Annotated in this window: 30 protein-coding genes; 8 read left to right on the top strand and 22 right to left on the bottom strand. The window is 45.7% G+C overall.

Going from position 1 to position 25,652, the window contains the following annotated elements:
* Positions 1 to 96: 96 nt before the first annotated feature.
* Positions 97 to 528, bottom strand: a complete 432-nt coding sequence (locus LG368_RS08910; RefSeq protein ID WP_226754384.1) for an acyl-CoA thioesterase — start codon at positions 526 to 528, stop codon at positions 97 to 99.
* A 195-nt stretch (positions 529 to 723) separates the two neighbouring features.
* Between LG368_RS08910 and LG368_RS08905 the strand changes: the two genes are divergently transcribed.
* Together LG368_RS08905 and LG368_RS08900 are read left to right on the top strand one after the other, a co-directional pair.
* Positions 724 to 1,614, top strand: a complete 891-nt coding sequence (locus tag LG368_RS08905; protein ID WP_226754383.1) for a LysR substrate-binding domain-containing protein — start codon at positions 724 to 726, stop codon at positions 1,612 to 1,614.
* Positions 1,615 to 1,654: 40 nt separating this feature from the next.
* Positions 1,655 to 2,602, top strand: a complete 948-nt coding sequence (locus tag LG368_RS08900; protein WP_226754382.1) for a LysR family transcriptional regulator — start codon at positions 1,655 to 1,657, stop codon at positions 2,600 to 2,602.
* Between the two features lie 87 nt (positions 2,603 to 2,689).
* Here LG368_RS08900 and grxD read toward each other — a convergent pair whose 3' ends face one another.
* Entirely contained in the window at positions 2,690 to 3,019 is a 330-nt protein-coding gene (gene grxD / locus LG368_RS08895; protein WP_226754381.1) for a Grx4 family monothiol glutaredoxin, read from the bottom strand.
* Positions 3,020 to 3,275: 256 nt separating this feature from the next.
* Between grxD and argF the strand changes: the two genes are divergently transcribed.
* Positions 3,276 to 4,181 (top strand): ornithine carbamoyltransferase, encoded by a 906-nt coding sequence (argF, locus tag LG368_RS08890; RefSeq protein ID WP_226754380.1) that lies wholly within the window; start codon positions 3,276 to 3,278, stop codon positions 4,179 to 4,181.
* 87 nt (positions 4,182 to 4,268) lie between these two features.
* Complete coding sequence (locus tag LG368_RS08885) at positions 4,269 to 5,195, top strand: LysR family transcriptional regulator (protein ID WP_264194016.1); 927 nt, start codon at positions 4,269 to 4,271, stop codon at positions 5,193 to 5,195.
* A gap of 43 nt (positions 5,196 to 5,238) precedes the next feature.
* Here the strand turns inward: LG368_RS08885 and LG368_RS08880 are convergent, their stop codons facing one another.
* From LG368_RS08880 to LG368_RS08855, 6 genes are all read right to left on the bottom strand, one after another.
* Positions 5,239 to 6,747: an ATP-binding protein gene (locus LG368_RS08880; protein ID WP_226754379.1), complete on the bottom strand. Its 1,509-nt coding sequence runs from the start codon at positions 6,745 to 6,747 to the stop codon at positions 5,239 to 5,241.
* A 4-nt stretch (positions 6,748 to 6,751) separates the two neighbouring features.
* Positions 6,752 to 7,471, bottom strand: coding sequence for a response regulator (locus LG368_RS08875; RefSeq protein WP_226754378.1), 720 nt, complete (start codon positions 7,469 to 7,471; stop codon positions 6,752 to 6,754).
* 61 nt (positions 7,472 to 7,532) lie between these two features.
* Positions 7,533 to 7,988, bottom strand: coding sequence for a DUF1499 domain-containing protein (locus LG368_RS08870; protein WP_226754377.1), 456 nt, complete (start codon positions 7,986 to 7,988; stop codon positions 7,533 to 7,535).
* A gap of 26 nt (positions 7,989 to 8,014) precedes the next feature.
* Entirely contained in the window at positions 8,015 to 8,914 is a 900-nt protein-coding gene (gene rluB, locus LG368_RS08865; protein WP_226754376.1) for a 23S rRNA pseudouridine(2605) synthase RluB, read from the bottom strand.
* 114 nt (positions 8,915 to 9,028) lie between these two features.
* Positions 9,029 to 9,649, bottom strand: coding sequence for an L-threonylcarbamoyladenylate synthase (locus LG368_RS08860; RefSeq protein WP_226754375.1), 621 nt, complete (start codon positions 9,647 to 9,649; stop codon positions 9,029 to 9,031).
* Between the two features lie 50 nt (positions 9,650 to 9,699).
* A complete protein-coding gene (locus LG368_RS08855) occupies positions 9,700 to 10,551 on the bottom strand; it encodes a PHP domain-containing protein (RefSeq protein WP_226754374.1) in 852 nt (283 codons plus the stop codon).
* A 141-nt stretch (positions 10,552 to 10,692) separates the two neighbouring features.
* On the opposite strand from LG368_RS08855, the gene LG368_RS08850 reads away from it, so the two are divergent.
* A complete protein-coding gene (locus LG368_RS08850) occupies positions 10,693 to 10,995 on the top strand; it encodes a YciI family protein (protein WP_226754373.1) in 303 nt (100 codons plus the stop codon).
* A gap of 73 nt (positions 10,996 to 11,068) precedes the next feature.
* Here LG368_RS08850 and LG368_RS08845 read toward each other — a convergent pair whose 3' ends face one another.
* The gene (locus LG368_RS08845) at positions 11,069 to 11,359 is read right to left on the bottom strand and encodes an Rdx family protein (protein WP_226754414.1); all 291 of its coding nucleotides are present in this window, start codon (positions 11,357 to 11,359) and stop codon (positions 11,069 to 11,071) included.
* 73 nt (positions 11,360 to 11,432) lie between these two features.
* Between LG368_RS08845 and LG368_RS08840 the strand changes: the two genes are divergently transcribed.
* Together LG368_RS08840 and mnmC are read left to right on the top strand one after the other, a co-directional pair.
* Entirely contained in the window at positions 11,433 to 11,984 is a 552-nt protein-coding gene (locus tag LG368_RS08840; protein ID WP_226754372.1) for a peptidylprolyl isomerase, read from the top strand.
* Complete coding sequence (gene mnmC, locus LG368_RS08835; protein ID WP_226754371.1) at positions 11,974 to 13,983, top strand: bifunctional tRNA (5-methylaminomethyl-2-thiouridine)(34)-methyltransferase MnmC2/FAD-dependent 5-carboxymethylaminomethyl-2-thiouridine(34) oxidoreductase MnmC1; 2,010 nt, start codon at positions 11,974 to 11,976, stop codon at positions 13,981 to 13,983. Before LG368_RS08840 ends, mnmC begins: the two co-directional genes overlap by 11 nt.
* 67 nt (positions 13,984 to 14,050) lie before the next feature.
* Here mnmC and LG368_RS08830 read toward each other — a convergent pair whose 3' ends face one another.
* The gene (locus LG368_RS08830; protein ID WP_226754370.1) at positions 14,051 to 14,380 is read right to left on the bottom strand and encodes a hypothetical protein; all 330 of its coding nucleotides are present in this window, start codon (positions 14,378 to 14,380) and stop codon (positions 14,051 to 14,053) included.
* Positions 14,381 to 14,496: 116 nt separating this feature from the next.
* Here LG368_RS08830 and cysE point away from each other — a divergent pair, with 116 nt between their 5' ends.
* Entirely contained in the window at positions 14,497 to 15,312 is an 816-nt protein-coding gene (gene cysE / locus LG368_RS08825) for a serine O-acetyltransferase (RefSeq protein WP_226754413.1), read from the top strand.
* A 25-nt stretch (positions 15,313 to 15,337) separates the two neighbouring features.
* On the opposite strand, the gene LG368_RS08820 is transcribed toward cysE, so the two are convergent.
* From LG368_RS08820 to ccmA, 12 genes are all read right to left on the bottom strand, one after another.
* Positions 15,338 to 15,574 (bottom strand): YheU family protein, encoded by a 237-nt coding sequence (locus LG368_RS08820; protein ID WP_226754369.1) that lies wholly within the window; start codon positions 15,572 to 15,574, stop codon positions 15,338 to 15,340.
* Positions 15,574 to 17,613: an NAD-dependent DNA ligase LigA gene (ligA, locus tag LG368_RS08815; protein WP_226754368.1), complete on the bottom strand. Its 2,040-nt coding sequence runs from the start codon at positions 17,611 to 17,613 to the stop codon at positions 15,574 to 15,576. The genes LG368_RS08820 and ligA overlap by 1 nt, the downstream gene beginning before the upstream one ends.
* Before the next feature lie 119 nt (positions 17,614 to 17,732).
* Positions 17,733 to 18,794 (bottom strand): cell division protein ZipA, encoded by a 1,062-nt coding sequence (gene zipA / locus LG368_RS08810; protein WP_226754367.1) that lies wholly within the window; start codon positions 18,792 to 18,794, stop codon positions 17,733 to 17,735.
* A 65-nt stretch (positions 18,795 to 18,859) separates the two neighbouring features.
* On the bottom strand, positions 18,860 to 20,041 hold the full coding sequence (gene ccmI / locus LG368_RS08805) for a c-type cytochrome biogenesis protein CcmI (RefSeq protein ID WP_226754366.1): 1,182 nt from the start codon (positions 20,039 to 20,041) through the stop codon (positions 18,860 to 18,862).
* The gene (locus LG368_RS08800; RefSeq protein ID WP_226754365.1) at positions 20,038 to 20,448 is read right to left on the bottom strand and encodes a cytochrome c-type biogenesis protein; all 411 of its coding nucleotides are present in this window, start codon (positions 20,446 to 20,448) and stop codon (positions 20,038 to 20,040) included. The genes ccmI and LG368_RS08800 overlap by 4 nt, the downstream gene beginning before the upstream one ends.
* On the bottom strand, positions 20,445 to 20,954 hold the full coding sequence (locus tag LG368_RS08795; protein WP_226754364.1) for a DsbE family thiol:disulfide interchange protein: 510 nt from the start codon (positions 20,952 to 20,954) through the stop codon (positions 20,445 to 20,447). The genes LG368_RS08800 and LG368_RS08795 overlap by 4 nt, the downstream gene beginning before the upstream one ends.
* Positions 20,955 to 22,895 carry a heme lyase CcmF/NrfE family subunit gene (locus LG368_RS08790; protein ID WP_226754363.1) on the bottom strand — a complete coding sequence of 647 codons (1,941 nt, stop codon included), beginning with the start codon at positions 22,893 to 22,895 and terminating at the stop codon, positions 20,955 to 20,957.
* A 39-nt stretch (positions 22,896 to 22,934) separates the two neighbouring features.
* Positions 22,935 to 23,399, bottom strand: coding sequence for a cytochrome c maturation protein CcmE (ccmE, locus tag LG368_RS08785; protein WP_226754362.1), 465 nt, complete (start codon positions 23,397 to 23,399; stop codon positions 22,935 to 22,937).
* Between the two features lie 2 nt (positions 23,400 to 23,401).
* Positions 23,402 to 23,572 (bottom strand): heme exporter protein CcmD, encoded by a 171-nt coding sequence (gene ccmD, locus LG368_RS08780; RefSeq protein WP_226754361.1) that lies wholly within the window; start codon positions 23,570 to 23,572, stop codon positions 23,402 to 23,404.
* Positions 23,562 to 24,308: a heme ABC transporter permease gene (locus tag LG368_RS08775; RefSeq protein ID WP_226754360.1), complete on the bottom strand. Its 747-nt coding sequence runs from the start codon at positions 24,306 to 24,308 to the stop codon at positions 23,562 to 23,564. Before LG368_RS08775 ends, ccmD begins: the two co-directional genes overlap by 11 nt.
* Complete coding sequence (ccmB, locus tag LG368_RS08770) at positions 24,309 to 24,971, bottom strand: heme exporter protein CcmB (RefSeq protein ID WP_226754359.1); 663 nt, start codon at positions 24,969 to 24,971, stop codon at positions 24,309 to 24,311.
* A complete protein-coding gene (gene ccmA / locus LG368_RS08765; protein WP_226754358.1) occupies positions 24,971 to 25,582 on the bottom strand; it encodes a cytochrome c biogenesis heme-transporting ATPase CcmA in 612 nt (203 codons plus the stop codon). The genes ccmB and ccmA overlap by 1 nt, the downstream gene beginning before the upstream one ends.
* Positions 25,583 to 25,652 lie beyond the last annotated feature (70 nt).

Genomic DNA, 25,652 nt, shown 5'->3' with positions numbered 1-25,652 from the left:
TTAAAGCCAACTTACTCAAAATCGTACTTTTTCCCAAAAATGCCACAAGAAAAGCGGATTTTCGTAGAGAAATTCCGCTTAACCATATAACGAGGACTATATAGAATTCATACCTTTTAACACATAATCAGGTAAGTCTTCTTCTTTTGGAATCGGCATAGAGGCACCACTTTCGTCGATAGCAACGAACTTAAAGAGCCCTTCGGTCACTTTTTCTCGTTGCCCAATTCGACCACGACGCACCCAAGCTTCCACCATGATATTCATGGAAGTACGACCAACAGACTCCACGCGTGTATAAACACCGAGGATGTCACCCACCTTGACAGGACGGATAAAACTCATGCTGTCCAGCGCAACAGTCACTACACGTGACTGTGCACGCTGACCTGCGCAGATTCCTGCCGCGATGTCCATTTGTGAAACGACCCAACCACCAAAAATATCGCCCGCTGGATTAGTATCCCCCGGCATGGCCACCGTTCTTGTTGTAAGACGGCCCGTTGCCTCTTCTTCTAATCCTGACATAGTTCTCTCTCATTCTTGCTTTGGTTGATTATTAAGTAAGATTTTGTGGCAAGTGTTCCTCACCACAAACGACTCATGAATATTACCACACGACGATAAAAAACCGATATTTTTTACCCTCAGTTCTCCAGACCAAAGGGATAAAAGATGGCGCAGCACTACTCATAACAACAAAAACAAGGCTACAATATCCCAATGAGAATAACACTTAGACAATTACAAATATTCGAAGCCGTTGTACACACCGGGTCCGTCACAGCCGCCGCTGAAATGGTATCCATTAGTCAACCCGCTGCCAGTCAGGCTTTGAGAGAGCTTGAAGCTTTATTGGGTCGGCCTCTATTTCGCCGGCACGGCAAGCGATTGCAAATCACCCCTCAAGCTCGCCACTTGCTTCCTCAAGCAAGGGCTGTGCTTAGCCAAATTGAACAAATTGAAAGCATGGGCAACGAGGATGAGCTTAGCGGCTCTTTACACCTCGCCGCCAGTGTCAGTGTCGGCAATTATTTGTTGCCTGAGAAAATGTCACAGTTTAAGCGCCAACACCCAAACATTCGTTTCAATTTGGACATTGGCAACACACAAAGCGTGATTCAACAACTACTGACAGGCAACGCTGAGGTTGGCTTTATTGAAGGCTACTGCCAACATGCAGAATTGATGACACAAGTGTGGCTCAAAGATGAATTGGTTGTCTTTGGTTCCTCAGCAGAGGATCGCAACACAGACCTTTCGTGGGAAGATCTACAAGCAGCTAACTGGATTATGCGAGAAACCGGCTCAGGCACACGCAATATTTTAGAGCAAGCCACCGCAACACACATTTCTCAACTCAACGTGGTGCTTTCTCTTGCACATATGGAAGCCGTAAAGCAAGCCGTTATCCACCAAATGGGGCTGGGTTGTTTATCACGCATGGCGATTTCACAAGAGTTAAAGTCAGGATTGATCCGGCTTTACCGAACTCCGCTTCAACTAAATCGTAATTTGTTAATCGTGACCCCCAAAAACACCGCTTTGACGCAAAATGCTCAGAAGTTCATTGATTTATGCTGTGGCGTTCCACCCTTGGAGTCGATACAATAAATTCAGATAGCCTATTAATTTCGCAAATAGCATAATCAGTATGAATATAAATAAAATTGATCTTAATCTTCTTATTTATCTCGACGTCTTACTCAGAGAGTGCAATGTCACGCGCTCGGCTAACAAGCTGAACATTACCCAGCCAGCTATGAGTAATGGCCTCAAGCGTTTGCGCGATTTACTCAGTGACCCTTTACTTGTACGGACCAGTGAAGGGATGAAACCCACAGAAAAGGCCTTACGGCTGCAACCTATTGTCCGCAAGGTACTGCTCGAGTTAGAAGAAGCGCTACAGCCCGAAGCCGACTTTAACGAAAGCACCAGTACGCGTGTTTTCCGTATCATGGCTAGCGACTATGCCGCTTCGACCGTTATTCCACGACTACTGAATCGCCTCAGAGAATTTGCCCCCGGCATTACTTTGGACATAATGACACCAAGTGACGTCACTTTTCATGATGTTGAAGCGGGTAAAATTGATATGGCCATTAATCGCTTCGAAGAATTGCCTCAGTCGTTTCACCAAAAAAGTGTTTGGTTTGACACCTTTGTGTGCATGCTAAATTCAAACAATCCGATCAAAGAAAACTTTACCATTGAAGCGTATTTACAAGCACAACACATCTGGGTCAGTAAAACCGGTTTTGGTATCGGTGTTGGCATGGACCCAAATGATGTGCAAAAGTTGGGCTGGGTAGATGAAGCCCTTCAGACCTTAGGCCATAAACGCAGTATTCGAGTTTTTACGCGCAGTTACCATACCGCCATGCATCTGGCCTTAGAACAAGACCTCATCGCTACGCTTCCCAAAAAAGTCGCCATGGTCAATCGAAACAATCCCGACTTGGTGATTCTCGACCCACCTTTTGATATTGCTGAAATCGAGTTGAAAATGATTTGGAGCCCTCTCCTTCACCACGACGCCAGTCATATTTGGTTTAGAAAGCAAGTCATTGACGTGGCAAACGAACTAAAAGCAAAGACCTGATAATAAAAAAGCACCTACTTGTTAAAGCGGTGCTTTTAGCAATGTTAACCGTTATTGTTCGACGTTAATCCGTCGTACAAAAAACCATTAACCTTCTGTTGTACCGACAGCGTCATTGATTAGCGTTTGCAACTCACCATTTCCGGCCATTTCTACAATAATGTCACAACCACCCACTAACTCGCCTTTTATCCAAAGTTGTGGAAAAGTTGGCCAGTTAGCGTATTTTGGCAACTCAGCGCGAATATCTGGGTTGTCTAAAATATTAACAAAAGCAAAACGCTCGCCACACGACATCAACGCTTGAACGGCTTGAGAAGAAAAACCACATTGTGGTGCACGTGGATTTCCTTTCATGTATAGCAGAATATCATTACTGCTAATTTGCTCTTTAATTGTCTCGATTGTATTACTCATGATGAAAACCTCAGTCTTAAAAGACATCTCATTAGGGCGATTAATGTACGACAAGAGCAACTCAGGACGAACTGTTTTGCATTTATCTTTCGTACTTATCTCAACTGATGTCAGTTTATTGGGTCTAAGGGGCTGTTTACAACCCCAACAAGCGGCTTTCCTTAAGACTTTCTATTGATCCTAGCCCTTTACTCACCCACCTGAGTGTATTAAATTGACAGATTATTTTTTCGAAAGACCATTAAGGAGCAATCGCGTGTCGCCAAGACATTTTCTTACTTTGAAGGATCTTACTTCTGATGAGTTAAAGCAGTTACTACGTCGAGCCTCTGAGCTTAAGAAAATTCATCGAGAAGGCACCTTATTCCAGCCATTAAAGGGCCGTGTTTTAGCGATGATCTTTGAGAAGTCTTCGACCCGAACGCGCGTCTCTTTCGAAGCAGGTATGGCACAATTTGGCGGCCACGCATTGTTTCTTTCTTCTCGTGATACGCAACTTGGGCGTGGCGAACCGGTTGAAGACAGCGCACGCGTTATCTCCAGCATGGTCGATGCGGTAATGATTAGAACATTCGACCATGAGACGGTTGAAACGTTTGCGAAATATTCCTCTGTACCTGTTATCAACGCCTTAACCGATGATTATCACCCATGCCAACTGTTGGCTGACATGCAGACCTACCAAGAACACCGAGGTTCAATTGAGGGTAAAAAAGTCGTATGGGTCGGTGACGGCAATAATATGTGTCATTCCTACATTAACGCAGCGGCGCTGTTGAACTTTCAGTTAGTCGTTGCCTGCCCAGCAGGTTACGAACCAAACGCCGAATTATTGGCAGAACATAGTGACCGCGTCACCGTGCTACACGATGCACAAGAAGCCGCACAAAATGCCGATTTGATCGTCACGGATGTGTTTGCCTCGATGGGTCAAGAAGACGAACAAGACCAGCGCGTCAAGGACTTCGATGGTTTTCAAGTCAACGCCAACTTAATGGCACAGGCCAATCAAGACGCTTTGTTTATGCATTGTTTGCCTGCACACCGTGGCGAAGAAGTGTCTGCTGACGTGATGGATCGCTCTGACAGCGTCGTATGGGACGAAGCAGAAAATCGTCTGCATGCGCAAAAAGCCTTGTTAGAGTTTTTACTCTGTCGCTAAAACACGACCTAAGCCCGCAGAGCCTATTGCTTTGCGGGCTTTTTTTGTACCTGATCGGTTGAACCCCATCATTCAATGTGAACCATTATGAGCATTATCGAAGTTAGGCACCTAAAAACGTTATCAGCACTGCGCGAAACAGGCAGTCTTGTTGAGGCCGCGGAGCGCGTTCACTTAACACAATCGGCGCTGTCTCACCAGCTTAAAGATCTAGAAGAAAAGCTTGGTTGTCCCTTGTTTATACGTAAAACCAAGCCCGTTCGTTTTACCAGCGCGGGGTTGAGATTATTGCAATTAGCTGACGATGTTTTACCTTCCTTCCGCTCTGCTCAACGGGATATTCAACGCTTTGCCGAAGGAGAAAGTGGGCGACTTCATATTGCCATCGAATGCCACAGTTGCTACGAATGGCTCATGCCAACCATTGACCATTTTCGTGAACATTGGCCCGATGTAGAGCTGGATTTATCCACGGCGTTTGGCTTTATGCCATTACCTGCTCTCGCCCGTGGTGATCTGGATTTGGTGGTCACTTCAGACCCTCAAGACATTCCAAATATTGAGTACATTCCCCTATTTCAATATGAGTCTCAAGTTGCCCTGTCGCGACACCACCCGTTGGCCAAAAAAGATTTTTTGACGCCACAGGACTTCGAAAAAGAAACCCTGATCACCTATCCCGTTGAAATTGATCGACTCGATATTTTTAAGCACTTTTTAAGCCCAGCAGGTGTATCACCGGCAAAGATCCGACACAGTGAATTAACGTTAATGATGATGCAGCTGGTGGCAAGTGGCCGAGGGATTTGTTGCATTCCTAATTGGGCATTAACCGAGTACACCAATAGACAATACGTCATCACAAAGTCACTGGGAGAGGAAGGTGTGTGGTGTAAACTCTACATCGCTATTCGAAAAGATCAGCGTGAAAACGCTTACATGGAAGATTTGATTAGCACGGCCTCGAAAACCTGCTTTAAAAACTTAAAAGGTATTCTGGCGCCTGAACTCTAACGATAAGCAGCACTTTATATCACGATATAAAACACTACCAGCATCAAGAAAGCGTCTTCTGATGCTGGTTGCGGGACCAAATAAAACGAAACTTTGCACCACCAAACTGACTTTCTTCAATTAACACAGCACCACCGTGCCAAAACGCAATACGCTGTACGATCGCCAACCCTAGACCATATCCTCCCGACGCTCTTGTTCGACTGTTGTCGAGTCGCTGAAAAGGAATAAACACCTTATCTCTGTCTTCAAGAGGAATGCCTGGGCCATCATCTTCGATGTCTAACTGCCAACGCTCATCATCACAAAAAAACGTCAACGCGATGCGGCTATTGGCGTACTTAGCCGCATTTAAGATCAGGTTTTGCAAAGCACGATTTAAATGATGTTCGTCCGCCAACACTAAGTCGCTTTTCTCTATGCTGACCTCAACTTTTAGATGCTGTAGCAACAAATGATTATGCTGCAAAATACCCTCCACAATTTGATGGATAGGCACTTCTTTGAAGCTTAACTCTAATGAACCGTCTTCTAACTTACCGTAAGTTAACACCTCATCTACTAGGGTATTTAACTCCTCAACATCACCTTCCAATGCCTCTATGGTTGTTAATACGCCATCATCCACTTCGTCTTTCACCATCTCAAGGCCAAAACGCAGACGCGCAATAGGCGTTCTTAGTTCATGAGAAATCGCGTTAATCATTTCACGTTGCACTTTTAGCAGACGCTGAATATGCGATGACATAGAGTCAAAAGAATAAGCCAGTTCTTTAAGCGTCCCGCTGCTGTCTGGAATCTCTTTTGTCAAACCACTACGACCGCGTGCGATCTGTCGGGTAATGCTTTCAAACTTTTTACGTTTAACATCTAAAGACGCAAGCTCACGCCAAATAAACAAGATCATCAGCACCATGCCAAGCCCTACTACAAGCACCATAATCAGGGGCAAGGAAAGAACGCTCTCTTGTAGGACGGTAAAATGCATGGGCGGTTGGGCAGCGTCTTTCCATATAAAACCCGGTTGTCCATGTTTATCTTGAACCACACTCACGCCGATAGGAAATTCACTGTAATCGACTGAAGGCGCAACCGTTAAAACACAGGACATAGCCGATAAAAGCTGTTTTTTATCTTCATAACTTAGAGTATCTGTGGTTAAAAATCGTGTCATCAGGGGCGCAACACGGAACACAAAGGCTTTTTGCTTGGCACTGCCCACCAAGGCAGGCCAAGCAGTAAACTCTGCTTGATCATAGCCACTTGAGGTCGACACAATACGGACAGAGGAAATAGACTTTTTAATAGCAGAAAGAGCAAGTGGCTCAGAGACAGGAGTCGACCAAGTAAACTGAGATTCAGGTAAACTCTGCGCCCCGCCTGACATAAGCAAAACAGCACTTAACTGAGCATCCAACGACAACAAACGTTTGGTTTGATAGTCGTCGAATCGATTATGACTAAAGGACATGATGCCATAACAAAAAAGGGTAATCGCAACACCACCAATCACTAGATTGCGGTATAAACGTCGCATTTCAGTCTGAATCAAATGCTTATACTTCTTTTACAAACAAATAACCTTTACTGCGGATTGTCTTGATACGACGCGGGTGAATAGGATCATCACCAATTTTAGAGCGTATTCTAGACACACGAACATCCACAGAGCGATCTTGACCGTCGTATTCTATACCACGTAACTCACTGAAGATTTCTTCTCGACTCAAAATACGACCGGCGCTGCTGGACAAGAGCCATAGCAAATCAAACTCTGCACTTGTCAGTTCAACTTCTTCCTCGTTTAACCAAGCTTCACGTCGCGAATTATCAATGGTCAATGGGCCAAACGTCAGCGTTTGGTCTGCTTTAGAATCCGCCACTGCAATATCAACATCTTGTGTGCTACGGCGCAGTAAAGATTGCACTCTAGCCAGTAAGACTCGAGGTTTTGCTGGTTTAGAGACGTAATCATCGGCACCGATTTCTAAACCTAATATTTGGTCAACGTCATCGCTGCGAGCGGTCAACATCAGGATAGGCCCCTTGTACTCGTTACGCACGCTACGACACACCGTAAAGCCGTCTGCGCCAGGCAACATCAGATCCAACACAACCAATGACGGTTGCTCAGTGATAATACGTGAAATGGCTTTGCGCCCATCAGCCTCAATAGAGACAGTAAAGCCATTTTTCTGCAAATATTCTTGGGTCAGTAACGCTAAACGTTCATCATCTTCTACAATTAAAATGGTTTTATGGTCGACCAAACTCATGCAATTTCCTCGTCGCACTGGCTATTTTCATAAGAGCCAATAATAAATTAATCGGTGCTCGCTACTCACCTAACATGGCGCGAACTTGCGCAACTCTTTTACGATTCACACCGAGATCGGAGTACCCCACTCGGGACGCAGAACGCACATGCACAACGCTGTCGGCTTCTGGAAAATAAAACTCAACATCGTCTACGTAACCTATCAGTTGGCTTGTTACCTCAAAATGTACATAACCCAAAGTATGACTGACGATACGTGCATTGTCTTGATCCAGCATAAAGGCCTCAATCGCTAACTGAGTTTCTTTGGCGTCTCCAGTATAAACAATAGGATCAATATAATGATCGACATCGTCGGGTGATGCTTGCGTTGACACACAATTAGGAGACGCTGGACATAGCTTTAACAACCCCTCTGTTGTCCCTAACCCTTCTGGCATCTTGTTGTTCATGTTCACATAAACAAGAAAGCCAATGACGAACACCACCAATACGGCCACTACCCAACGAATCATTTAATTGCTACTCCAACCCCGTGAAACTATCGAAACGATCTTTTGCCTGGTTTTTTCGGTTTAAACTCAGGCTTATCATTACTTTGCCAATCAAAACCTTTAGGGGCACGACGAGCACCACCCGCAGTGGCTTTATTTTTGTGGCGTTTTAAATCGGCTTTTTGTTGCTGTGTTTTTGGTTTTAACTCAGACAATTTCAGATCAACCATGGAACATAACGCATTCACTTCAGCGTCTTCCATTTCTACCCAACGACCCACTTTTGCTTTTGATGGCAGGAACACAGGACCGAAGCGGACACGTTTTAGACGGTTTACTTTAACGCCCTGCGACTCCCAAAGTCGACGCACCTCACGGTTACGACCTTCCATTAAACAGACGTAGAACCAACGGTTAATCCCTTCACCGCCGCCATCAACGATATCGGTAAACTTAGCAACGCCATCGTCAAGGATCACGCCTTTTTTCAATGCGGCTAAATTGTCATCCGTTACTTCGCCCATCACTCGAACCAAGTATTCACGGTCAATTTCTGTTGATGGGTGCATCAGACGATTCGCTAACTCGCCGTCTGTTGTGAAAAGTAACAAACCTGAGGTGTTGATGTCTAAACGACCCACTGCAATCCAGCGCTCACCGCGTAACTTAGGCAATTTTTCAAATACGGTGGGACGCCCTTCTGGGTCTTTTCGTGTACACACCTCGCCTTCTGGCTTGTTGTAAATAATCACTCGACGATTTTCACCGGCTTCCGTCGCCACAATCGCATAACCATCTATGGTGATGGCGTCTTTAATACTGACGCGATCGCCTAGTGTTGCGACTTCGCCATTGACCAATACTCGACCTTCACGAATACGATTCTCCATTTCGCGACGTGAACCTTGGCCAGCTCTTGCTAATACTTTTTGTAACTTCTCGTCCATTACGAACCTCTTAGTAGGAATGCTTCTCAGCAACCCATTTTAATAATGTTAATTGACTATTTTCCGCATTATATGCCACACAGCATGGGCCATGACAGCGCAATATCAAACAATTTACTCAAACGGCTTAGGATTACCCGCTCCCACTCGAACCACCTCAATACTGTCTGCGTCCATTTTAACGACTGTGGTCGGCTCCATACCACAAAAGCCACCATCAATGACCAAGTCTAATGCATGCTCAAGGGTGTCACGGATATCGTAGGGGTCTGTCATGGTGTCTGTCTCACCAGGAAGGATAAGTGACACACTCATGATGGGCTCACTCAGTTCTTCTAGCAAAGCCGAGACGATATTATTTTTGGGGATACGTATACCAATGGTTTTTCTTTTTGGGTGCATTAAGCGTCTTGGCACTTCTGACGTCGCATTAAAAATAAAGGTATAAGGTCCCGGGGTATTATTTTTTAACAATCGATAAAGGCGATTATCAAAACGTGCATATGTTGAAATTTCTGACAAATCTCGGCACACAAGCGTGAAGTTATGCTTGTCATCTAAACGACGAATGGCACGAATACGGTCTTGTGCATTTTTGTCACTTAATTGGCAACCAAGCGAGTAACCACAATCTGTTGGGTAAGCAATAACGCCCCCATTGCGGATCACTTCGGCCGCCTGCTTAATAAGACGTGTTTGAGGTGTCTCTGGGTGTATCTGAAAAAACTGGCTCACGGTGTTGTCTCCATTGTTATAAAAATCATCATAACCGATTTAAAACTGAACTAAACCCAAGATTGCCATACCAGATCCACCTCACTTTCTTTTATTTGTGTAAATTTACCCACCTGCATCCAAGGCCCATAAGGACCATGGTAGTCACTGCCAACCGAGGCGGTTAAACCAAACTCTCTTGACAGACGCTCCAGCAAACGCACATTATCTGGACGTTCGTTGCCAGAAGCGACTTCAATTCCCGTACCGCCCCACTTTTTAAAATCCCCTAACAGACGCTTTAGTTTTGTAACCGTTAAATGGTAACGCTTAGGATGTGCAAGCACCAGCTCTATACCTTGCCCTGACAGCGCACTCAATACGGCTTCCAGTTCTGGCCAAACATCCCTTAGCTGCCCTAATTTTTTATTGCCTAAATAACGATCAAACGCCTTGTTAGTGTCTTTCACAAAACCTTTTTCAACCAGTAAATTGGCAAAATGCGGTCGACCAAGTTGACTCTCTCCCGCCAACTTGATCGCTTCGTCGAATAAGTCTGGCAAACCCTGTTTTACCAATAAATCGGCAATTCGACGAGCACGATCTAAACGAATCGCTTGATTCTGCGCCACGACACGAATAAGCGCTTCATTATCCATTGAAAAGTTGAGCGCCACCATGTGCAGAGGAATCCCTTGCCATTGTGTTGACAGCTCTACTCCATTAATAAAAATCATATTCTGCGCATTGGCTCTTTGCTGTGCTTCTACCAAGCCATCAAGGGTATCGTGGTCGGTTAAAGCAAACACCTCAACGCCTTGCTCTACAGCGAGATCAACCAGTTCAGTTGGCGAAAAATGGCCATCAGAGCGCTGCGAGTGAGTGTGTAAATCGACTTTTCGGTAACTTGCAGCTTCGGGCATAGACAGACTGTTCTTCAAAAGGAATGATGGTTATTATTGTATCAGCATACCCACATTGGTTTTTATATGTAAATACTATTTACTTGGGTTGCTCTTTTAATCTTTTATAAGTTTTCACTGATTCAACCATAAGGAATCATCATGCTTTACTCTATTGTCGGCGAAGATGTTGCCAACAGCCTGAATGATCGTCTGCAAGCACGTCCTGCGCATTTGGCTCGTTTACAAGCCCTACAAAACGAAGGTCGCCTAGTACTGGCAGGGCCAAACCCGGCCATTGACTCTGATAATCCAGGCGATGCGGGCTTTACGGGCAGTGTGGTCGTGGCCGAGTTTGCAAGCCTTGAAGAAGCGCAAGCTTGGGCTGATGCCGATCCTTATATCGATGCAGGTGTCTATCAACAGGTGATAGTCAAACCTTTCAAACAAGTTTTCCCCAACTAAACACTTTACCGCCGTACAAAACAGATAATAGGCACAAGAGCACCACCTGTTCTGGTGGCGTCTCCTGTGCACATTATGATTTATTCACTTTCACATCAGAATGACCAAGGTCTCTTTCTGGGTCAATCACATCACGCATTCTTTGCTTGAGCACTTTCGCTTCAGGAAACCCCTCTTCTTCTTTTCGACACCAAATCTGCTGACCATTCACTCTTACCTTAAAAATACCCCCTTGCGTTGGTAACAAGGTCACACTTTTTATATCATCATCGAATGTGGTTAACAGCTCTTGTGACAACCAAGCCGCACGCAACATCCAACGGCATAAGGTACAATATTCAATTTCGACAATGGCCGTTCGCATTTCTCTTTTCTCCGGTAAAATCAGGGGTAAATGCGTCACATTATTCGACCTTCACCTATTAAGGAAGCAATACATGCGTAAATCTCTTATTACTGGCTTAGCTTTATTGGCTTTTTGCACCCAAATACAGGCAACGGAAGTGGATATCATCACCAATCAAGGCACAATTCGCGTTGATTTAAATGATGAAGCAGCGCCCAAAACGGTGGAAAACTTTCTTCGCTATGCGGACGATGGCTTTTACAACAACACCATTTTTCATCGAGTGATGCGTGGCTTTATGGTGCAAGGTGGTGGTTTTACAGAAGCACTCGAACGCAAAAAAACACGTCGTGCTGTGGCCTATGAAGGTGAAAATGGCCTGGCTAATAATCGTGGCACCCTTGCTATGGCGCGTACTCAAGATCCAAACAGTGCAACGTCGCAGTTTTTTATTAACCACGTAGACAATGCATTTCTGAATCATGGCGCCCGTGGTGGTGCAGGCTATACGGTATTTGGTCAAGTCATCACCGGCATGGACATCGTAGATGACATCGCTTCGGTTGCTACAGGCACTGTTGGCCCGTACAAAAACGTCCCGAAAACACCCGTGATCATCGAGAGCGTTACCCGTGTTAACTAGCTATCGCCTCACCCCTCCTGCGTTAAGCTGGGCAGACGATGGCGCGCCACATTCTAATGCATTCGATGATGTTTATTTTGACAAGGAATCGGGGTTAGAAGAAACGCGCTATGTGTTTATTAAACACAATCAGCTTATTGAGCGCTGGAACACACAACACAAAAACGCTTTCGTTATTGCTGAGACCGGCTTCGGTACAGGACTGAATTTTCTCTGTACCTGGCAAGCTTTTCTTGAGCACGCACCAAAAGATAAACAGCTTCACTTTATTTCGGTTGAAAAATACCCGCTCACTAAAGCCATGCTAGCTCAGGCCTTGCGCATGTGGCCGTCTCTTGACACATTCAGCCGCCCCTTGATTGAGGCTTACCCTGAAGTGTGCCACGGACTTCATCGCATTGAGCTAGAAGAAGGGCGTATCCAGTTGACATTGTGGTTTGGCGAAGCAGAAACCGGCTTTGCTGCAATGGACGCCGATGTTGACGCTTGGTTTTTGGATGGCTTTGCACCTAGTAAAAACCCCGACATGTGGAGCGACACCTTATTTCGCCATATCAGACGACTCAGCCACCCAGGCACTACCTGCTCAACGTTTACCGCGGCGGGCATAGTACGTCGTGGGTTGCAGAATGCGGGGTTTGAAGTCAAAAAAGTCAAAGGCTTTGGTATCAAGCGCGACATGACCGTTGGCTTATTGGCCAAAGATGACGCCTCGCTCACGCAACGCATGTCGCAAGGCCAGCCCTGGTTTAATGTACGACAAGATACTCCTGCTCAGGTAACACATGTTTTGGTAGTGGGTGCTGGACTAGCGGGTGCTCACACCGCCTTTGCTCTTGCCTCACAAGGTGTCAAAGTAACCGTTTGGGACAAGGGAGATCACATTGCCTGTGGTGCATCGGGTAACCCTCAAGGTATGCTTTACCCAAAATTGGCGGCACAAGACACCCCTGTTAACCGTTTCTATTTGACAGCTTATCTCTACGCAACGCGTCTGTACAACAAACTGGACAAGGAAAAGTATTTCTGGGATCAATGCGGCCTAATTCAAATTCCGAAAAATGACAAAGAAGCCGAGCGTTTTCATGGTCTACTGAAAAAAGCCCTGTACCCAGACAGTATTTTGCAGGCGTCAACAGACCGAACGGGGAGCTTGTTTTTACCACTCTCAGGCTGGGTGATTTTGACTCGCTTGTGTGAAACTCTGTTGGCGCATGACAAGATCACAGTGCGTCTCAATACAGCCCTCGACAGCTTATCCCCCGTTCAAGAGGAAGGTCAAACCACCGGCTGGAACGCCTCCTCAAATGGTCACACGCATTCATTTTCTCATGTGGTGCTGTGCACCGCGAACGACACAGAAACAGTCGATGCGGCACCCGATACCCCTGCTTACCCAATTCGCGGTCAGGTATCATTTCTTGAGGTGGAAAAAGCCAAAAAGGCGTGTCAGTCGATGGGCGAAACGCGTGACAAAATAGACTTTGATAAGGTGCTGTGCGAATTTGGTTACGTCTCGCCTTCTGTGGATGGTTTACTGCATTTCGGTTCGACTTACGACTTACAAGATAACGACATAACGGTAAGAAAAGAAGGCCATCAGCGTAACTTGTCCATTTTAGAAAGTCTGCTAGAAACACCCAAAAACACGTTTTCGACAGAGGACTGTGGTGGGCGTGTCTCTTTCCGGTGTGCTGTGCCAGATTATACTCCCATTGTAGGGCCTGCTTTGTCGCAAAAACGCTATCTAGACTGTTATGCCCCCTTAAGCAAAAACGCGAAATGGCAAAGCACTGACATAGCTGACCCCATTAATCAGCTGTATCTCAATATAGGCCACGGTTCCAGAGGGTTAACTTCCACTCCCCTCAGTGGCAGTTATATTGCCAGCTTAATTTTGGGTACACCCTCGCCTTTAGAGCAAAAAATTAGCCATGCTTTGCATCCGAGTCGATTTGTCATTCGTGAGTTAAAACGTAGCCAGACACCTTTATCCTAAAATACAAACAAGACTGGCCCGACTTCAATAGAGAACAGTGTGTTGTCGGGCCGTCTTAATATTGTTTTTACAACTCAAACAACTCACAAGCACTGGGAATTAACTCAGCAAAACGCAATGATGTTTGAGGCCGATACACATAGTCATTTAGATCTGGCAGCAGAGCACGTAACTTATCGCTCAGTTGCATAAGACTAGGATTAATAGGCTCATAAGGGTACATATGATCTTGTAGACTCAACTTATGCAACTCATCTAACTCATCTTGTAATATACTTTTCATCGCAAAAAAGCGATCTTTCTGATTAATGTTGTTGGTTTCCCAGTAGGCATCTGAAAAAACAGCGTTCAGTTCATAGAAAATGTGTAGCGCATCAGCAACATTTTTTTTAGACATGTTATCTCCAACTTTTTAGACAATCTTCTCATTGCCCCTTGTAATGTTTAACCCTAACCTTATAACCTACATTCTAAACGTGAATCAATATAGGTGAATACCCCTTGAGTATAACAATGCACAGTGCAGTGACCTCTGACAACTTATGGCAATCCCTCCAAGCGGAAGCGGCAAAGCTCGCCCAAGACGAACCGATACTTGCCAGTCTTTTTAACACCACCATTTTACGTCATGAAACACTGTGTTCGGCATTAAGCTTTTTATTGGCCAGTAAGATGGACAGCCTTTCTATTCCCGCCATGGTGTTACGTGAAGTTTTTGAAGAAGCCATGGCCGACCCTCACTCTGGCATTGTCAAATGCATCGAGCAAGACATTTTAGCCATAAAAGAACGCGATGCCGCTTGTGATACCTTGACGACACCACTGTTATTTTTTAAAGGCTTCCATGCTCTGCAAACCTACCGAGTGGCTAACTGGCTGTGGAAAAATAACCGCAAGAGCCTAGCTTTGTATTTGCAGGGTCAAATGTCCATGGTGTTTAGTATCGACATTCACCCTGCAGCAACCATTGGTTCAGGCATCATGCTTGACCATGCAACGGGATTGGTCGTGGGGGAAACCTGCGTTATCGAAGACAATGTGTCTATTTTGCAATCCGTTACATTGGGCGGAACAGGAAAAGAGCATGGCGATCGTCACCCCAAAATACGCTCTGGCGTCTTGATTGGTGCCGGCGCCAAAATTCTTGGCAACATTGAAATCGGAGAAGGCTCAAAAGTCGGCGCAGGCAGTGTGGTATTGGAAGCGGTTGAACGCCACACCACGGTAGCGGGTGTGCCAGCCAAAGTAGTGGGACGCAATACCGAACGTGAACCCGCTCTCGGCATGGACCATAACATTAATAACTGCCTACAAGACAACAACCCATAATAACGCCCTAAGACGCATTATGGCTTCATGTGAAGTCATAATGTGTCATTGAGTCCTTAGGAACCATTTTAATGGTTTCACTTTCCGTATCGAACAACAAAACGCCCTCACCACTTTTTAAGAAGCGCAATGCCTGTTCACGTTTCTGTGCGGCAGATAAATCATAGTCACCATAGTCCGTGCCGTCCCGAGAAACAATGTCGTCTAAAATGGCTTCCAATGTCTCTGGCGCTAAAGAATCATAAGGTATCAAGGTATCCATTAAATAGCCCCATGTTCTGTTAATAGAGCAATCACACCCTCTTCATCAATCACAGGCACCTCCAACGATTGCGCTTTGGTCAATTTAGATCCGGCTTTCTCTCCCGCAACCAAACAATCTGTTTTGGCCGATACGGAGCCGCTCACTTTGGCACCTAATATTTGCAATTTTTCTTTTACCTGATCACGGCTAAACTGACTGAGAGAACCTGTTACAACGTAAGTTTTTCCAAACAAGGGCAACTCGTCAGAGGCGATGGCCTGCTTTTTCTCCCACATCACACCGGCATTTAGCAAACCTTGAATGGTCTGACGATTCACCGCCTGATCGAAGAAGAGCCTTACATGTTGCGCGACAACAGGACCAACATCTTCTACTTCCACCAAACTGTCTTGGTCTGCCGCCATAAGGGGCTCAAGTTCGACAAAATACTGAGTTAACGCACGAGCTGTTGCCTCACCCACTTCACGAATGCCCAGAGCATAAATAAAGCGATTAAACTGTGTATTTTTCGCCTGCTCAATAGAAGCTAAGAGCTTCTCGACGGACTTTTTCCCCATCCGCTCCATCGCAAGCAGGGTGTCTTTTTTCTCGAACAAAGTAAAGATGTCTACAGGAGTGTTGACTAAGCCTTGATCAACCAGCTGCTCAATCAACTTGTCACCCAGACCATCAATATCCATGGCTTTACGGGAAACAAAATGTTTAAGAGACTCTTTTAACTGCGCTGCACATACCAGACCACCGGTACAACGAATAATCGCTTCACCCTCAACCTGTTCAAGATCAGAACCACAGACAGGGCACGCATCAGGAAAACTGACCGGCTCAGCATCGGCAGGCCGCTTTTCCTCAACAACATGAACCACTTTTGGAATCACATCTCCCGCTCGATGAACCACGACAAAATCTTTGATCATGACACCCAGTCGAGCAATTTCATCCTTGTTATGCAAGGTGGCGTTTGACACTGTGACACCACCGACAAAAACGGGCTCTAACCGCGCAACAGGTGTGATGGCCCCCGTTCTGCCAACTTGAAAATCTACGCCTAAAATACGCGTCATTTCTTCTTGAGCGGGAAATTTGCGAGCAATCGCCCAACGGGGAGCACGAGCGATAAAACCCAGCTTATTTTGTTTATCGATGCTATCTACTTTGTACACAATACCGTCGATATCATAGGACAACGCAGCACGTTCCGTATTAAGCGCCTCGTAATAGTCCACACAACCTTGAGCACCTTGGGCCTTCGCCATACGCTCATTTATACGAAATCCCCATTCACTTAGTTGTACCAAGCCTTCGTAATGGCTTTCAGGTTGAGTCCAGCCTTCCACATAGCCAATCGAATAAGCGCACATAACCAAAGGACGCTTTACGGTGATATTAGGATCCAATTGACGCAGACTGCCTGCAGCCGCATTACGGGGGTTCACAAAGGTTTTCTCCCTTTTCTCTATGGCCAGTTGATTAAGCTTTTCAAACCCCTCTTTCGGCATATAAATCTCGCCTCTTACCTCCAAGACGGCTGGAGGGGTCTCAGTGCGTAACTTCAATGGCACTGAATACAAGGTTTTTATATTAGAAGTAATGTCTTCCCCAGAGAGTCCGTCACCACGCGTTACCCCACGGACTAGGTGGCCTTTTTCGTAGCGCAAACTGATGGCAAGACCATCCAATTTGGGCTCACAGCAATAGGTCACTGGCTCTTCGGTATTTAGGAGTTTTTGAATACGCTGATCAAAATCTGCCAGTGACTCGTTATCAAACGCATTATCCAAAGACAACATCGGAACCGTATGAGCCACATTAACAAAACCGCCGTCTGGCTTTTCACCAACACGTTGGGTTGGCGAATCCGCTTGCACCCAATCGGGATGCTGAGCCTCAATCGCTTGCAGTTGTTGGTAGTCACGGTCGTACACCGCATCCGGGACAATAGGTGCGTCCTTAACATGGTAGGCATAGCTGTAATCATTCAATCGCTGGATAAGACTCAGCATCTCTTGATAAGTTAAGTCGGTTTCTTGGGTCATAAATTGCTCGAAATGATAACGGGAAACATTTTAATTTACGAAATGGTAAAAACAATTAAGGCCCCTTAGGGCCCTAATTAGTCTGTACTTAGTCTGTACTTAGTGTGTTGCATTCATCATTACTTAGGTTGCTTACTACGCATTAAGCGTCTGCGCTCAAAATCTCGTATTCGTTGACGACAATGGGCAATCGTTTGATCACTCATTGGCGTACGACGTTCGTCGCGTAATTCGCCTCCTAGATTGCGTACCAGCGTTTGTGCCGTTTCTAACATAAAATCAAACGCTTTCATGCTATTTTTCGGACCGGGAAGCCCCATAAAGAAACTCACACCAGGGCACTCGGTTTCGCCCATGGTTTCTAAATCAAACGTGCCTGGCTCAATCGCATTGGCCATACTAAATTGCACGCGACCTCGATCAAAACCATCTTCATGGCGGTGGAAAATGTCCATATCGCCATAGCGCATACCACAATTGAGAATCAGTTGAAGCAGTTCGATGCCTGCAAAGTTTTGATTCTCGGGTGCAAAAATATTGATAACAATAACTTCTTCAATCTCAGACTCGCTGTCGTCTTCTTCTATCTCATCATCAAAACCATCGTGTGGTGTGACCTGATTAATATCAACAGCAGAGTAATGTCGTTCATAGTCGTTATCGACTTCCTCTTCTTGATAAGACAGATTTTCTTGGTACGACTCGTCTTTGTAAGGTCGTTTAGTTTGGTAGGATGTAGACACCTCAGGTTCGTCTGGCTCATAAAAACCATCATCGGCGTAATTTTGTTCCGAAACAGCCGAATCGCCAAAGTCGCGCTCTGGTACTAAAGACGCTAATTCATCAAGGTGCATTTCTTTACCTCGGTCCAGTTCAGGACCAGAATCCACTTTGTGAGGTACATCTGCTAAGGGTGAATGTGCCGTTTTACGTGCATTTTCAAACGCACTGACTGTGGGCTTTTCTTGTACCACTCGACGCGCTGCAGCCGGCTTAGCATGAGACACAGGCGTCGCGCGCCCCACAAGCACATCGTCATCAGGACCATCAAGATCTGAATATTCATCTTCTAATTGAGCAAACTTTTGCCCTTTTTTATATCGACGAAAGCCATCTACTAGGATGACGACAATGATGGCGACGCCAATTACGATGAGCCACTCACGTAAGCTGAATTCCATTACATATTCCGAATAACGTTAATTAGTATTGTCCGTATTATCAAGCGAAGTGCCTTAGGTTTCAATTACAAGGCCACATTGATTGAGAAAATCTCTTGCTGATTGACCGATAAACCTTGTTTTCTGCCAATAATGCGGCCTTTTGTCAGATCATTGTCATGAAGGCTAGCCAACTTCACCGTCACATCCACCTTATCTATTTCCGCCAATGTAGCCGTTGGCATCAGGGAATCCAGGTTTGTTAGTAAAATTAATTGCCCTAACTCCTCCGGGGTGACTCGTTGAATAGCCACGGGCATAGCTTGGTCTTTTACTGACGCATAAACCAACAATACATCGTCTGCTTGCCAAGTCACTTTGCCCGTATCCCATTCTATTTTAACCGCTAATTGATCGGTGATAATGGGCGCAACCTGTTGGTAATCAATAAACCCTCTTTGCCTGGCCTTGCCGATGGCCGACAGTAAAGCAAGGCGTTCACCAGAGCGCACACTGTAACGAATGGCTTCCTGCCAAGCTAATACAGCGCCTAAGTAATTCTGTCGGGCAAACTCTGCCACCCCTTTTAGGTCCAGTGCCGTGACTTGTGTGGGTTCTAATGCCAATGCCGCTTCAACGATATCACGCATCTTGTCAGAACTTTGATTGTCATTGGCGTAAAAAACCGCTTGAGCGTATTCTGCCATCAGATTCGCTTGGCCTTCTGTGTTGTCAGGCATAACCTCCAACGCTTTTTCGAACGTCACAACGGCCTCAGAATAACGTCCCGTATTCATGTAATCTGACGCTAAATAGTACCAATCTTCTGTTCTGCCATAGCGCTCGCTTCGATACTGAAGAAAATGAGTAATCTTGTCAGGCGTTAATCGTTGCTTCTGCAAATCTTCTGTAAAAGCCACATCTCTCGAATAGCCCATGAATTGGTATAGGGTCACACTGCCTAATATTGTCACCACAATAGCCAACAAAACAACCTGTCGAGCCAAACGGGTATCCGTCATCAAGCGCCGACTTTGATGACTCGCAACAGCGAGAGACTCTTCTTTTGTGTCTTTTAAAAGCTGTGCCGCCTCTTCTGCCGACAATCTTCCTACCTGTTTTTCTTCTGCTATCTCTCTTTGTCGGACAGACACAAAAGTGAAACGGTCTTCGTCAGTATTCTTAGCCGATCGAGCGGCAAGGCTCCAGTAAAGCCAAACTACACTCAACATCAATAAAGCGATCATTGCCAAATACATTATCATCATGACGATTGCCCTTTTCGTTTACGATTAGAGACAACCACAACAATAAACGCCACTAGCCCCAATGCTAATAAAATGAAAGGACCGTACCAGAGCAAAAAGGTCGCCGATGAATGCTGCGGACGATATAAAACGAAAGTGCCATAACGTGCCACCATGTAATCTACAACTTCTTGGTCTGTCTTACCTTGCTCAATCATCTGGAAAATTTGCTCGCGCAGGTCGATTGCAATACTGGATTCAGAGTCAGACAAGTTTTGATTTTGACACTTTGGACAACGTAACTCCATCACCAAACTTTGAAAACGCGTTTTGTGCAATTCAGAACGAAAATCCATCTCTTGTTCAGCCGACACAGGTAAAACACAGAAAAACATTAGGGCGACAACACATTGAAAGGCATTCTTCATTGCAAATAGCCCTCTATAACTGGCCAATTTTGGGCATTAATTTCCCCTTGATGGCGATATACGACAACGCCTTGGCTGTCTACAACAAAGGTTTCTGGCGCTCCGGTTATGCCCATATCCACACCAAAATGCCCGAGCTCATCCATTAAAACGTAACGATAGGGGTCACCTTTTTTGTTTAGCCATTGCTCTGCCAGTGACTTTTTATCCTTATAATCAACCCCCACAATCACCACACCTGAACGCGCTAACTGCACTAGATAGGGATGCTCAACATGGCAAGCTGCACACCAAGTGCCCCAAAAATTAATCAAATAGGGTTGATTAGGTAAATCTTTGTTTGACACTAATTCGTCGTCTGTTAACGATACTAGCGTAAATTCCGGTACGGTTTGACCGATCAAGGCGGACGGCATGTAGTTCGCATCTTTACCAATCTGAACATAAAGAACAACACTGAGTATGGAAAAGGCGACAAAAGGAAAAAAAAGGAAAAACTTACGCATTTAAATTGCCCTCGCCCGTTTACGATAACGTTTGTCCAGTGCGGCTAATAAGCCACCGGCCATCATCAACAAGCCCCCCAGCCAAATCCAGCGAACAAACGATTTAACATACACACGTACTCCCCAAGCCTGCTCATCCACTCGTTCACCTAAAGAAACATACAAATCTCGAGTAAAGCCGGCGTCCAGAGCCGCTTCTGTCATCACTTGCTGGCGTGTGGTAAAAAAGCGTTTTTCAGGATACAGAACCGCCACCTGCTTACCCTCTTTGTAGGCGGTAAACTGCCCCTTGCTGGACAAGTAATTTGGCCCTTTCAACTGCTCAACACGATCAAAACGAAATTCATACCCTGCTACAGTCGCTTGATCCCCGGGGGATAAACGCAACATAGACTCTTCACTGTTCACAGTTACCAGCACAATACCAACTAAGGTAACCACCATACCTAGGTGCGCGAGCAACATACCATAATAATTACGCGGCAATTGACGTGCTCTGGGAATAATACCTTTTGTCCCCGCAGACACTTTACTAAACCAATCATAAAAGGACAGCACAACTACCCACATGGCTACCGCCAAACTTATAAACGCTGTTACGCCAAAACCCAGCAGGTAAACAAGCCCAGCAGAAACACTCACTGACACCAGCACGGCGATCACACAAGGCACTAACAGCGCATTAGCAGAGGTCTGATGCCACCTTGATAATGGCCCAACCGCCATAAACACCATCAGTAATAACGCAATGGGAGAAAAGACCGCATTAAAATACGGTGCGCCAACAGAGATTTTTCCTAACCCTAAAACATCAAACAGCAAGGGATATAAGGTGCCCAGTAAAACAGTGAGTGTGAGCACTGTGAGTAAAATATTATTCAGTAGCAGCCAAGCTTCGCGTCCGGATAAACCAAAAGACACGGTCGAACGCACCTGCGCAGCACGAATGGCGTATAACAGAAGACTCCCACCGATCAATACAATCAAAAGCCCTAAAATAAACACGCCTCGGGTCGGATCAGCAGCAAAAGAGTGCACCGAGGTCAAAACACCAGAGCGTACAAGAAACGCCCCAAGCAAAGACAAACTAAAGGTGAATATAGCCAGTAATACAGTCCAGCTTTTAAACACACCCCGTTTTTCTGTCACAGCCAACGAGTGCAATAAAGCAGTTCCTGACAACCACGGCATAAAAGAAGCATTTTCTACCGGATCCCAAAACCACCAGCCCCCCCAACCTAACTCATAGTAAGCCCACCAACTGCCTAGTGTGATACCTAAAGTCAAAAACGCCCAAGAGGCCGCTGTCCAAGGCCGAGCCCAACGAGCCCAAGAGGCATTGAGGTTTCCTGTAATCAAGGCCGCTACGGCAAACGCAAAGGCCACAGAAAAACCAACATACCCCATATACAAAACCGGCGGATGCACAATCAGGCCAAAATCTTGAAGCAATGGATTTAAATCGCCACCATCAAGGGGAGCGTCGGGCAAAATGCGCACAAACGGGGAAGAAGTGAATAATAGAAAAGATAAAAAACCCACACACACAATACCGAGTACTGCCAACACAATCGGCCCGACATCCGCCGGTAATGTGCGAATTTTCAGCGCCACTGCTGAACACCAGCCGCAAAGGATCAATACCCAAAAAAGTAAAGAGCCCTCATGACTGCCCCATACCGCACTAACTTTGTACCAAATCGGCAACTGAGTATTCGAGTTTTGCGCCACATACAAAACAGAAAAGTCATCACTTAAAAAAGCAATACACAGACTAATAAAGCCAACCAACACCAACATCGACATAATAAGCGTCAATGGCCTCGCTGTTTCAAGCAACAAACGATTTCCCTTCCAATACCCTACCAACGGAAGAACAGCCAAGGACAAAGCAAAGAATAGCGACAGTATGAGGGAAAATTGGCCTAATTCAGGAAACATAAACAACCCAGTTTAAAAAATCACCATGAGAAGCTCAGTCTAATAAGAAAGAGCCGATTCGGTTACCGTAACGCGTTTACTCTGCGCATTTTTTAATGCATCCGATACTTCCGGTGCCATGTATTCTTCATCGTGTTTCGCCAATACCTGCGTTGCTTTAAAGACGCCATTGGCCATCATTGAACCTTGCGCCACAATCCCCTGACCCTCACGAAATAAGTCAGGCAAAATACCTAAGTATTCGATGGTCATCGAGTACTGGTAGTCTGTTACATCGAATGAAACATACAGGGTTTGTGGATCACGCTTCACACTGCCCTCAACAACCACACCACCCGCTCGGATAGTGGCTTGTTGAGGCGCCTCACCTGAGGCAATTTGTGTGGGCGAAAAAAACAGATTAATATTTTGCTGCAAAGCAAACATCACCAGCCCTACTGCAGAACTCAGTATTAATAAAATCGCTATAATAATGATTAAACGTTTCCTACGAAGCGGATGCATACCTACACACCTCTCTTAAATCGTTTACTTAACCTTATTTGAGCACGTCGACGCGACGCCAAGGTATGATGAATCAACCACCCTAAAGCAACAACACTGATACCATAAGAAGACCAAACATACAGGCCGTGTTTGCCCATTTGTAGAAACGCTGACACCGTATCAAACGCCATGATCCGTCACCTCTTGTTTTACCCATTGCGTTCTATGTTCGCGCAGTAAAATAATGGTTTGCATGCGCCATAAAGCCAATCCCATCACCATGCAATAAAAACCAATCACGGCAATTAAAAGCGGCAGCCACATTTCCACCGGCATAGCAGGCTTTTCAGTCAGGGTAAACGTGGCCCCTTGATGTAAAGTATTCCACCACACTACCGAGTACTTAATAATGGGTAAGTTGATTAACCCCACTACACTAATGACCGCCGTGGCCTTGTCTGCTAACGCGGTTTCCTCCAAGGCATTTTGTAGCGCAATAATGCCCATGTATAAAAAAAACAGCACCAACACAGACGTTAACCTAGCATCCCAAACCCACCAGGTTCCCCATGCCGTTTTTCCCCAGATGGCCCCCGTTACTAGAGAAATAAACGCCATAACAGCGCCAATAGGGGCAACGGCACGAATAAACATAGGGGCAATTTTCATTTGCCACACCAAGGACACAATACCGGCCACACCCAAGGCAAAGTAACAAGTTTGCGCCAGCATCGCGGCTGGAACATGGATATAAATAATCCGAAAGCTATCGCCTTGTTGGTAATCAGGTGGCGCAAACGCCAGCCCCCATACTAAACCTACGATGAGAATAATCAGCCCCGATAAAAAAGCAGGTCGAGCCCACCTCTTCGACCAGAAAAAAAAGCTTTTTGGAGAACCTAATCGATGAAACCATGCCCAACTCATTTAATTCACACTCGCTTTTACTGCAACCGCTGTCATAAACGGCGAAACGACCAAAGACAGTAACGACACAGCCAATAACATGGCCACAAAGCCAATATAAGGCAACCCTACTTGCGACGCCTCAATCGCAGAGGTAGCAAAGATAATCACGGGCAAATAAAACGGCAGTATCACCAAAATAACCAGTGTCGCACCTTGCTTTAACGACACCGTCAGCGCCGCACCTATTGCGCCCAACAAAAATAAACAGGGTGTTCCTGCTAACACAGTAGCAACCAACACCCAAAAGCTGCCGCTAGGCAACATCAGCATTTCACTGACTAAAGGCATGACCAGAAGCAAAGGAAACACCACCGCAAACCAATGAATTGCCACTTTTATCAGCATCAGCACAGGCAAGGACAAGCCGCAGACAACCCATTGTTCAAGCGTGCCATCACGAAAATCTTCTTTAAAAATGCCATCGATCGCCATTAAAATGGCCAAAACCGCCGCACACCAAATAATCCCCCCCGCCGCTGGCGCTAAAAATGCCGCTGACGGGTTAATGCCTAGGGGAAACAACGCAACCACCATGACAAAAAACAATAATGCATTTACGGTGTCTTGCTTGCGCCGCCACAGCACTCGGCATTGTGTCCTACCAAAAGTAAGGTACGTCATTAAGACAACACCAGATCGCGTGTCACGACAGACGACAAGGCTTGATGGGTCGTTAAAAGCACCATGCCTCCTTCGTTGATATGCTGTTGAATTTTTGACTCAACGACAGCCACACCAGACACATCCAATGACGCAAAAGGCTCATCCAATAACCACAAAGGACATTGACTCAGCCACAACCTTGCCAGAGCAACACGACGAGACTGTCCTGCAGATAACGCTTTGACATAAGTTTCTTGATGATTTGCTAGATCCAGTATGTCTAATACCGACTGCATCTGTTCGGGTGAGGTAGCAGGACAATAACTTAAGAGGTTTTCTTCTATGGTTAACATACTTTTAAGACCTGCCCCATGACCGATGTAGACCATAGATTGCTGTAATAAAGCACGATGAGACGTAACATCCTGACCATTAAACATAATGCGTCCTTCCAATGGCGTCATCGCTCCAGCCACGACCTTTAAAAGTGAACTTTTTCCCGCACCATTGTCGCCCAAGACACGCAACACCTCACCGGCACGCAACGTAAACGACAAATCACGACATAAATCTCTGTCTGATCGTTCAATCCATACGTTTGATACGTCTAAAGAGGCAGAAAAAAGCAAAAGATTTCCCCGTGTCAGCCGATAAAATCAACACTCAAACAGTGACGCTGTGCTTTTTGATCGCATCACT

The sequence above is a fragment of the Marinomonas algarum genome (assembly GCF_020532605.1).
Lineage (GTDB): Bacteria > Pseudomonadota > Gammaproteobacteria > Pseudomonadales > Marinomonadaceae > Marinomonas > Marinomonas algarum.
Note: the sequence above shows the minus strand (reverse complement) of the source record. Positions and strands in the feature narration are given on the sequence as shown.

Coding starts and splice junctions, on each gene's coding strand:
- LG368_RS08910 (WP_226754384.1), bottom strand. CDS start 528: ATGTCAGGATTAGAAGAAGAGGCAACGGGCCGTCTTACAACAAGAACG.
- LG368_RS08905 (WP_226754383.1), top strand. CDS start 724: ATGAGAATAACACTTAGACAATTACAAATATTCGAAGCCGTTGTACAC.
- LG368_RS08900 (WP_226754382.1), top strand. CDS start 1,655: ATGAATATAAATAAAATTGATCTTAATCTTCTTATTTATCTCGACGTC.
- grxD (WP_226754381.1), bottom strand. CDS start 3,019: ATGAGTAATACAATCGAGACAATTAAAGAGCAAATTAGCAGTAATGAT.
- LG368_RS08885 (WP_264194016.1), top strand. CDS start 4,269: ATGAGCATTATCGAAGTTAGGCACCTAAAAACGTTATCAGCACTGCGC.
- LG368_RS08875 (WP_226754378.1), bottom strand. CDS start 7,471: ATGAGTTTGGTCGACCATAAAACCATTTTAATTGTAGAAGATGATGAA.
- LG368_RS08870 (WP_226754377.1), bottom strand. CDS start 7,988: ATGATTCGTTGGGTAGTGGCCGTATTGGTGGTGTTCGTCATTGGCTTT.
- rluB (WP_226754376.1), bottom strand. CDS start 8,914: ATGGACGAGAAGTTACAAAAAGTATTAGCAAGAGCTGGCCAAGGTTCA.
- LG368_RS08855 (WP_226754374.1), bottom strand. CDS start 10,551: ATGCCCGAAGCTGCAAGTTACCGAAAAGTCGATTTACACACTCACTCG.
- LG368_RS08850 (WP_226754373.1), top strand. CDS start 10,693: ATGCTTTACTCTATTGTCGGCGAAGATGTTGCCAACAGCCTGAATGAT.
- LG368_RS08845 (WP_226754414.1), bottom strand. CDS start 11,359: ATGCGAACGGCCATTGTCGAAATTGAATATTGTACCTTATGCCGTTGG.
- LG368_RS08840 (WP_226754372.1), top strand. CDS start 11,433: ATGCGTAAATCTCTTATTACTGGCTTAGCTTTATTGGCTTTTTGCACC.
- LG368_RS08830 (WP_226754370.1), bottom strand. CDS start 14,380: ATGTCTAAAAAAAATGTTGCTGATGCGCTACACATTTTCTATGAACTG.
- cysE (WP_226754413.1), top strand. CDS start 14,497: ATGCACAGTGCAGTGACCTCTGACAACTTATGGCAATCCCTCCAAGCG.
- LG368_RS08820 (WP_226754369.1), bottom strand. CDS start 15,574: ATGGATACCTTGATACCTTATGATTCTTTAGCGCCAGAGACATTGGAA.
- ligA (WP_226754368.1), bottom strand. CDS start 17,613: ATGACCCAAGAAACCGACTTAACTTATCAAGAGATGCTGAGTCTTATC.
- zipA (WP_226754367.1), bottom strand. CDS start 18,794: ATGGAATTCAGCTTACGTGAGTGGCTCATCGTAATTGGCGTCGCCATC.
- ccmI (WP_226754366.1), bottom strand. CDS start 20,041: ATGATGATAATGTATTTGGCAATGATCGCTTTATTGATGTTGAGTGTA.
- LG368_RS08800 (WP_226754365.1), bottom strand. CDS start 20,448: ATGAAGAATGCCTTTCAATGTGTTGTCGCCCTAATGTTTTTCTGTGTT.
- LG368_RS08795 (WP_226754364.1), bottom strand. CDS start 20,954: ATGCGTAAGTTTTTCCTTTTTTTTCCTTTTGTCGCCTTTTCCATACTC.
- LG368_RS08790 (WP_226754363.1), bottom strand. CDS start 22,895: ATGTTTCCTGAATTAGGCCAATTTTCCCTCATACTGTCGCTATTCTTT.
- ccmE (WP_226754362.1), bottom strand. CDS start 23,399: ATGCATCCGCTTCGTAGGAAACGTTTAATCATTATTATAGCGATTTTA.
- ccmD (WP_226754361.1), bottom strand. CDS start 23,572: ATGGCGTTTGATACGGTGTCAGCGTTTCTACAAATGGGCAAACACGGC.
- LG368_RS08775 (WP_226754360.1), bottom strand. CDS start 24,308: ATGAGTTGGGCATGGTTTCATCGATTAGGTTCTCCAAAAAGCTTTTTT.
- ccmB (WP_226754359.1), bottom strand. CDS start 24,971: ATGACGTACCTTACTTTTGGTAGGACACAATGCCGAGTGCTGTGGCGG.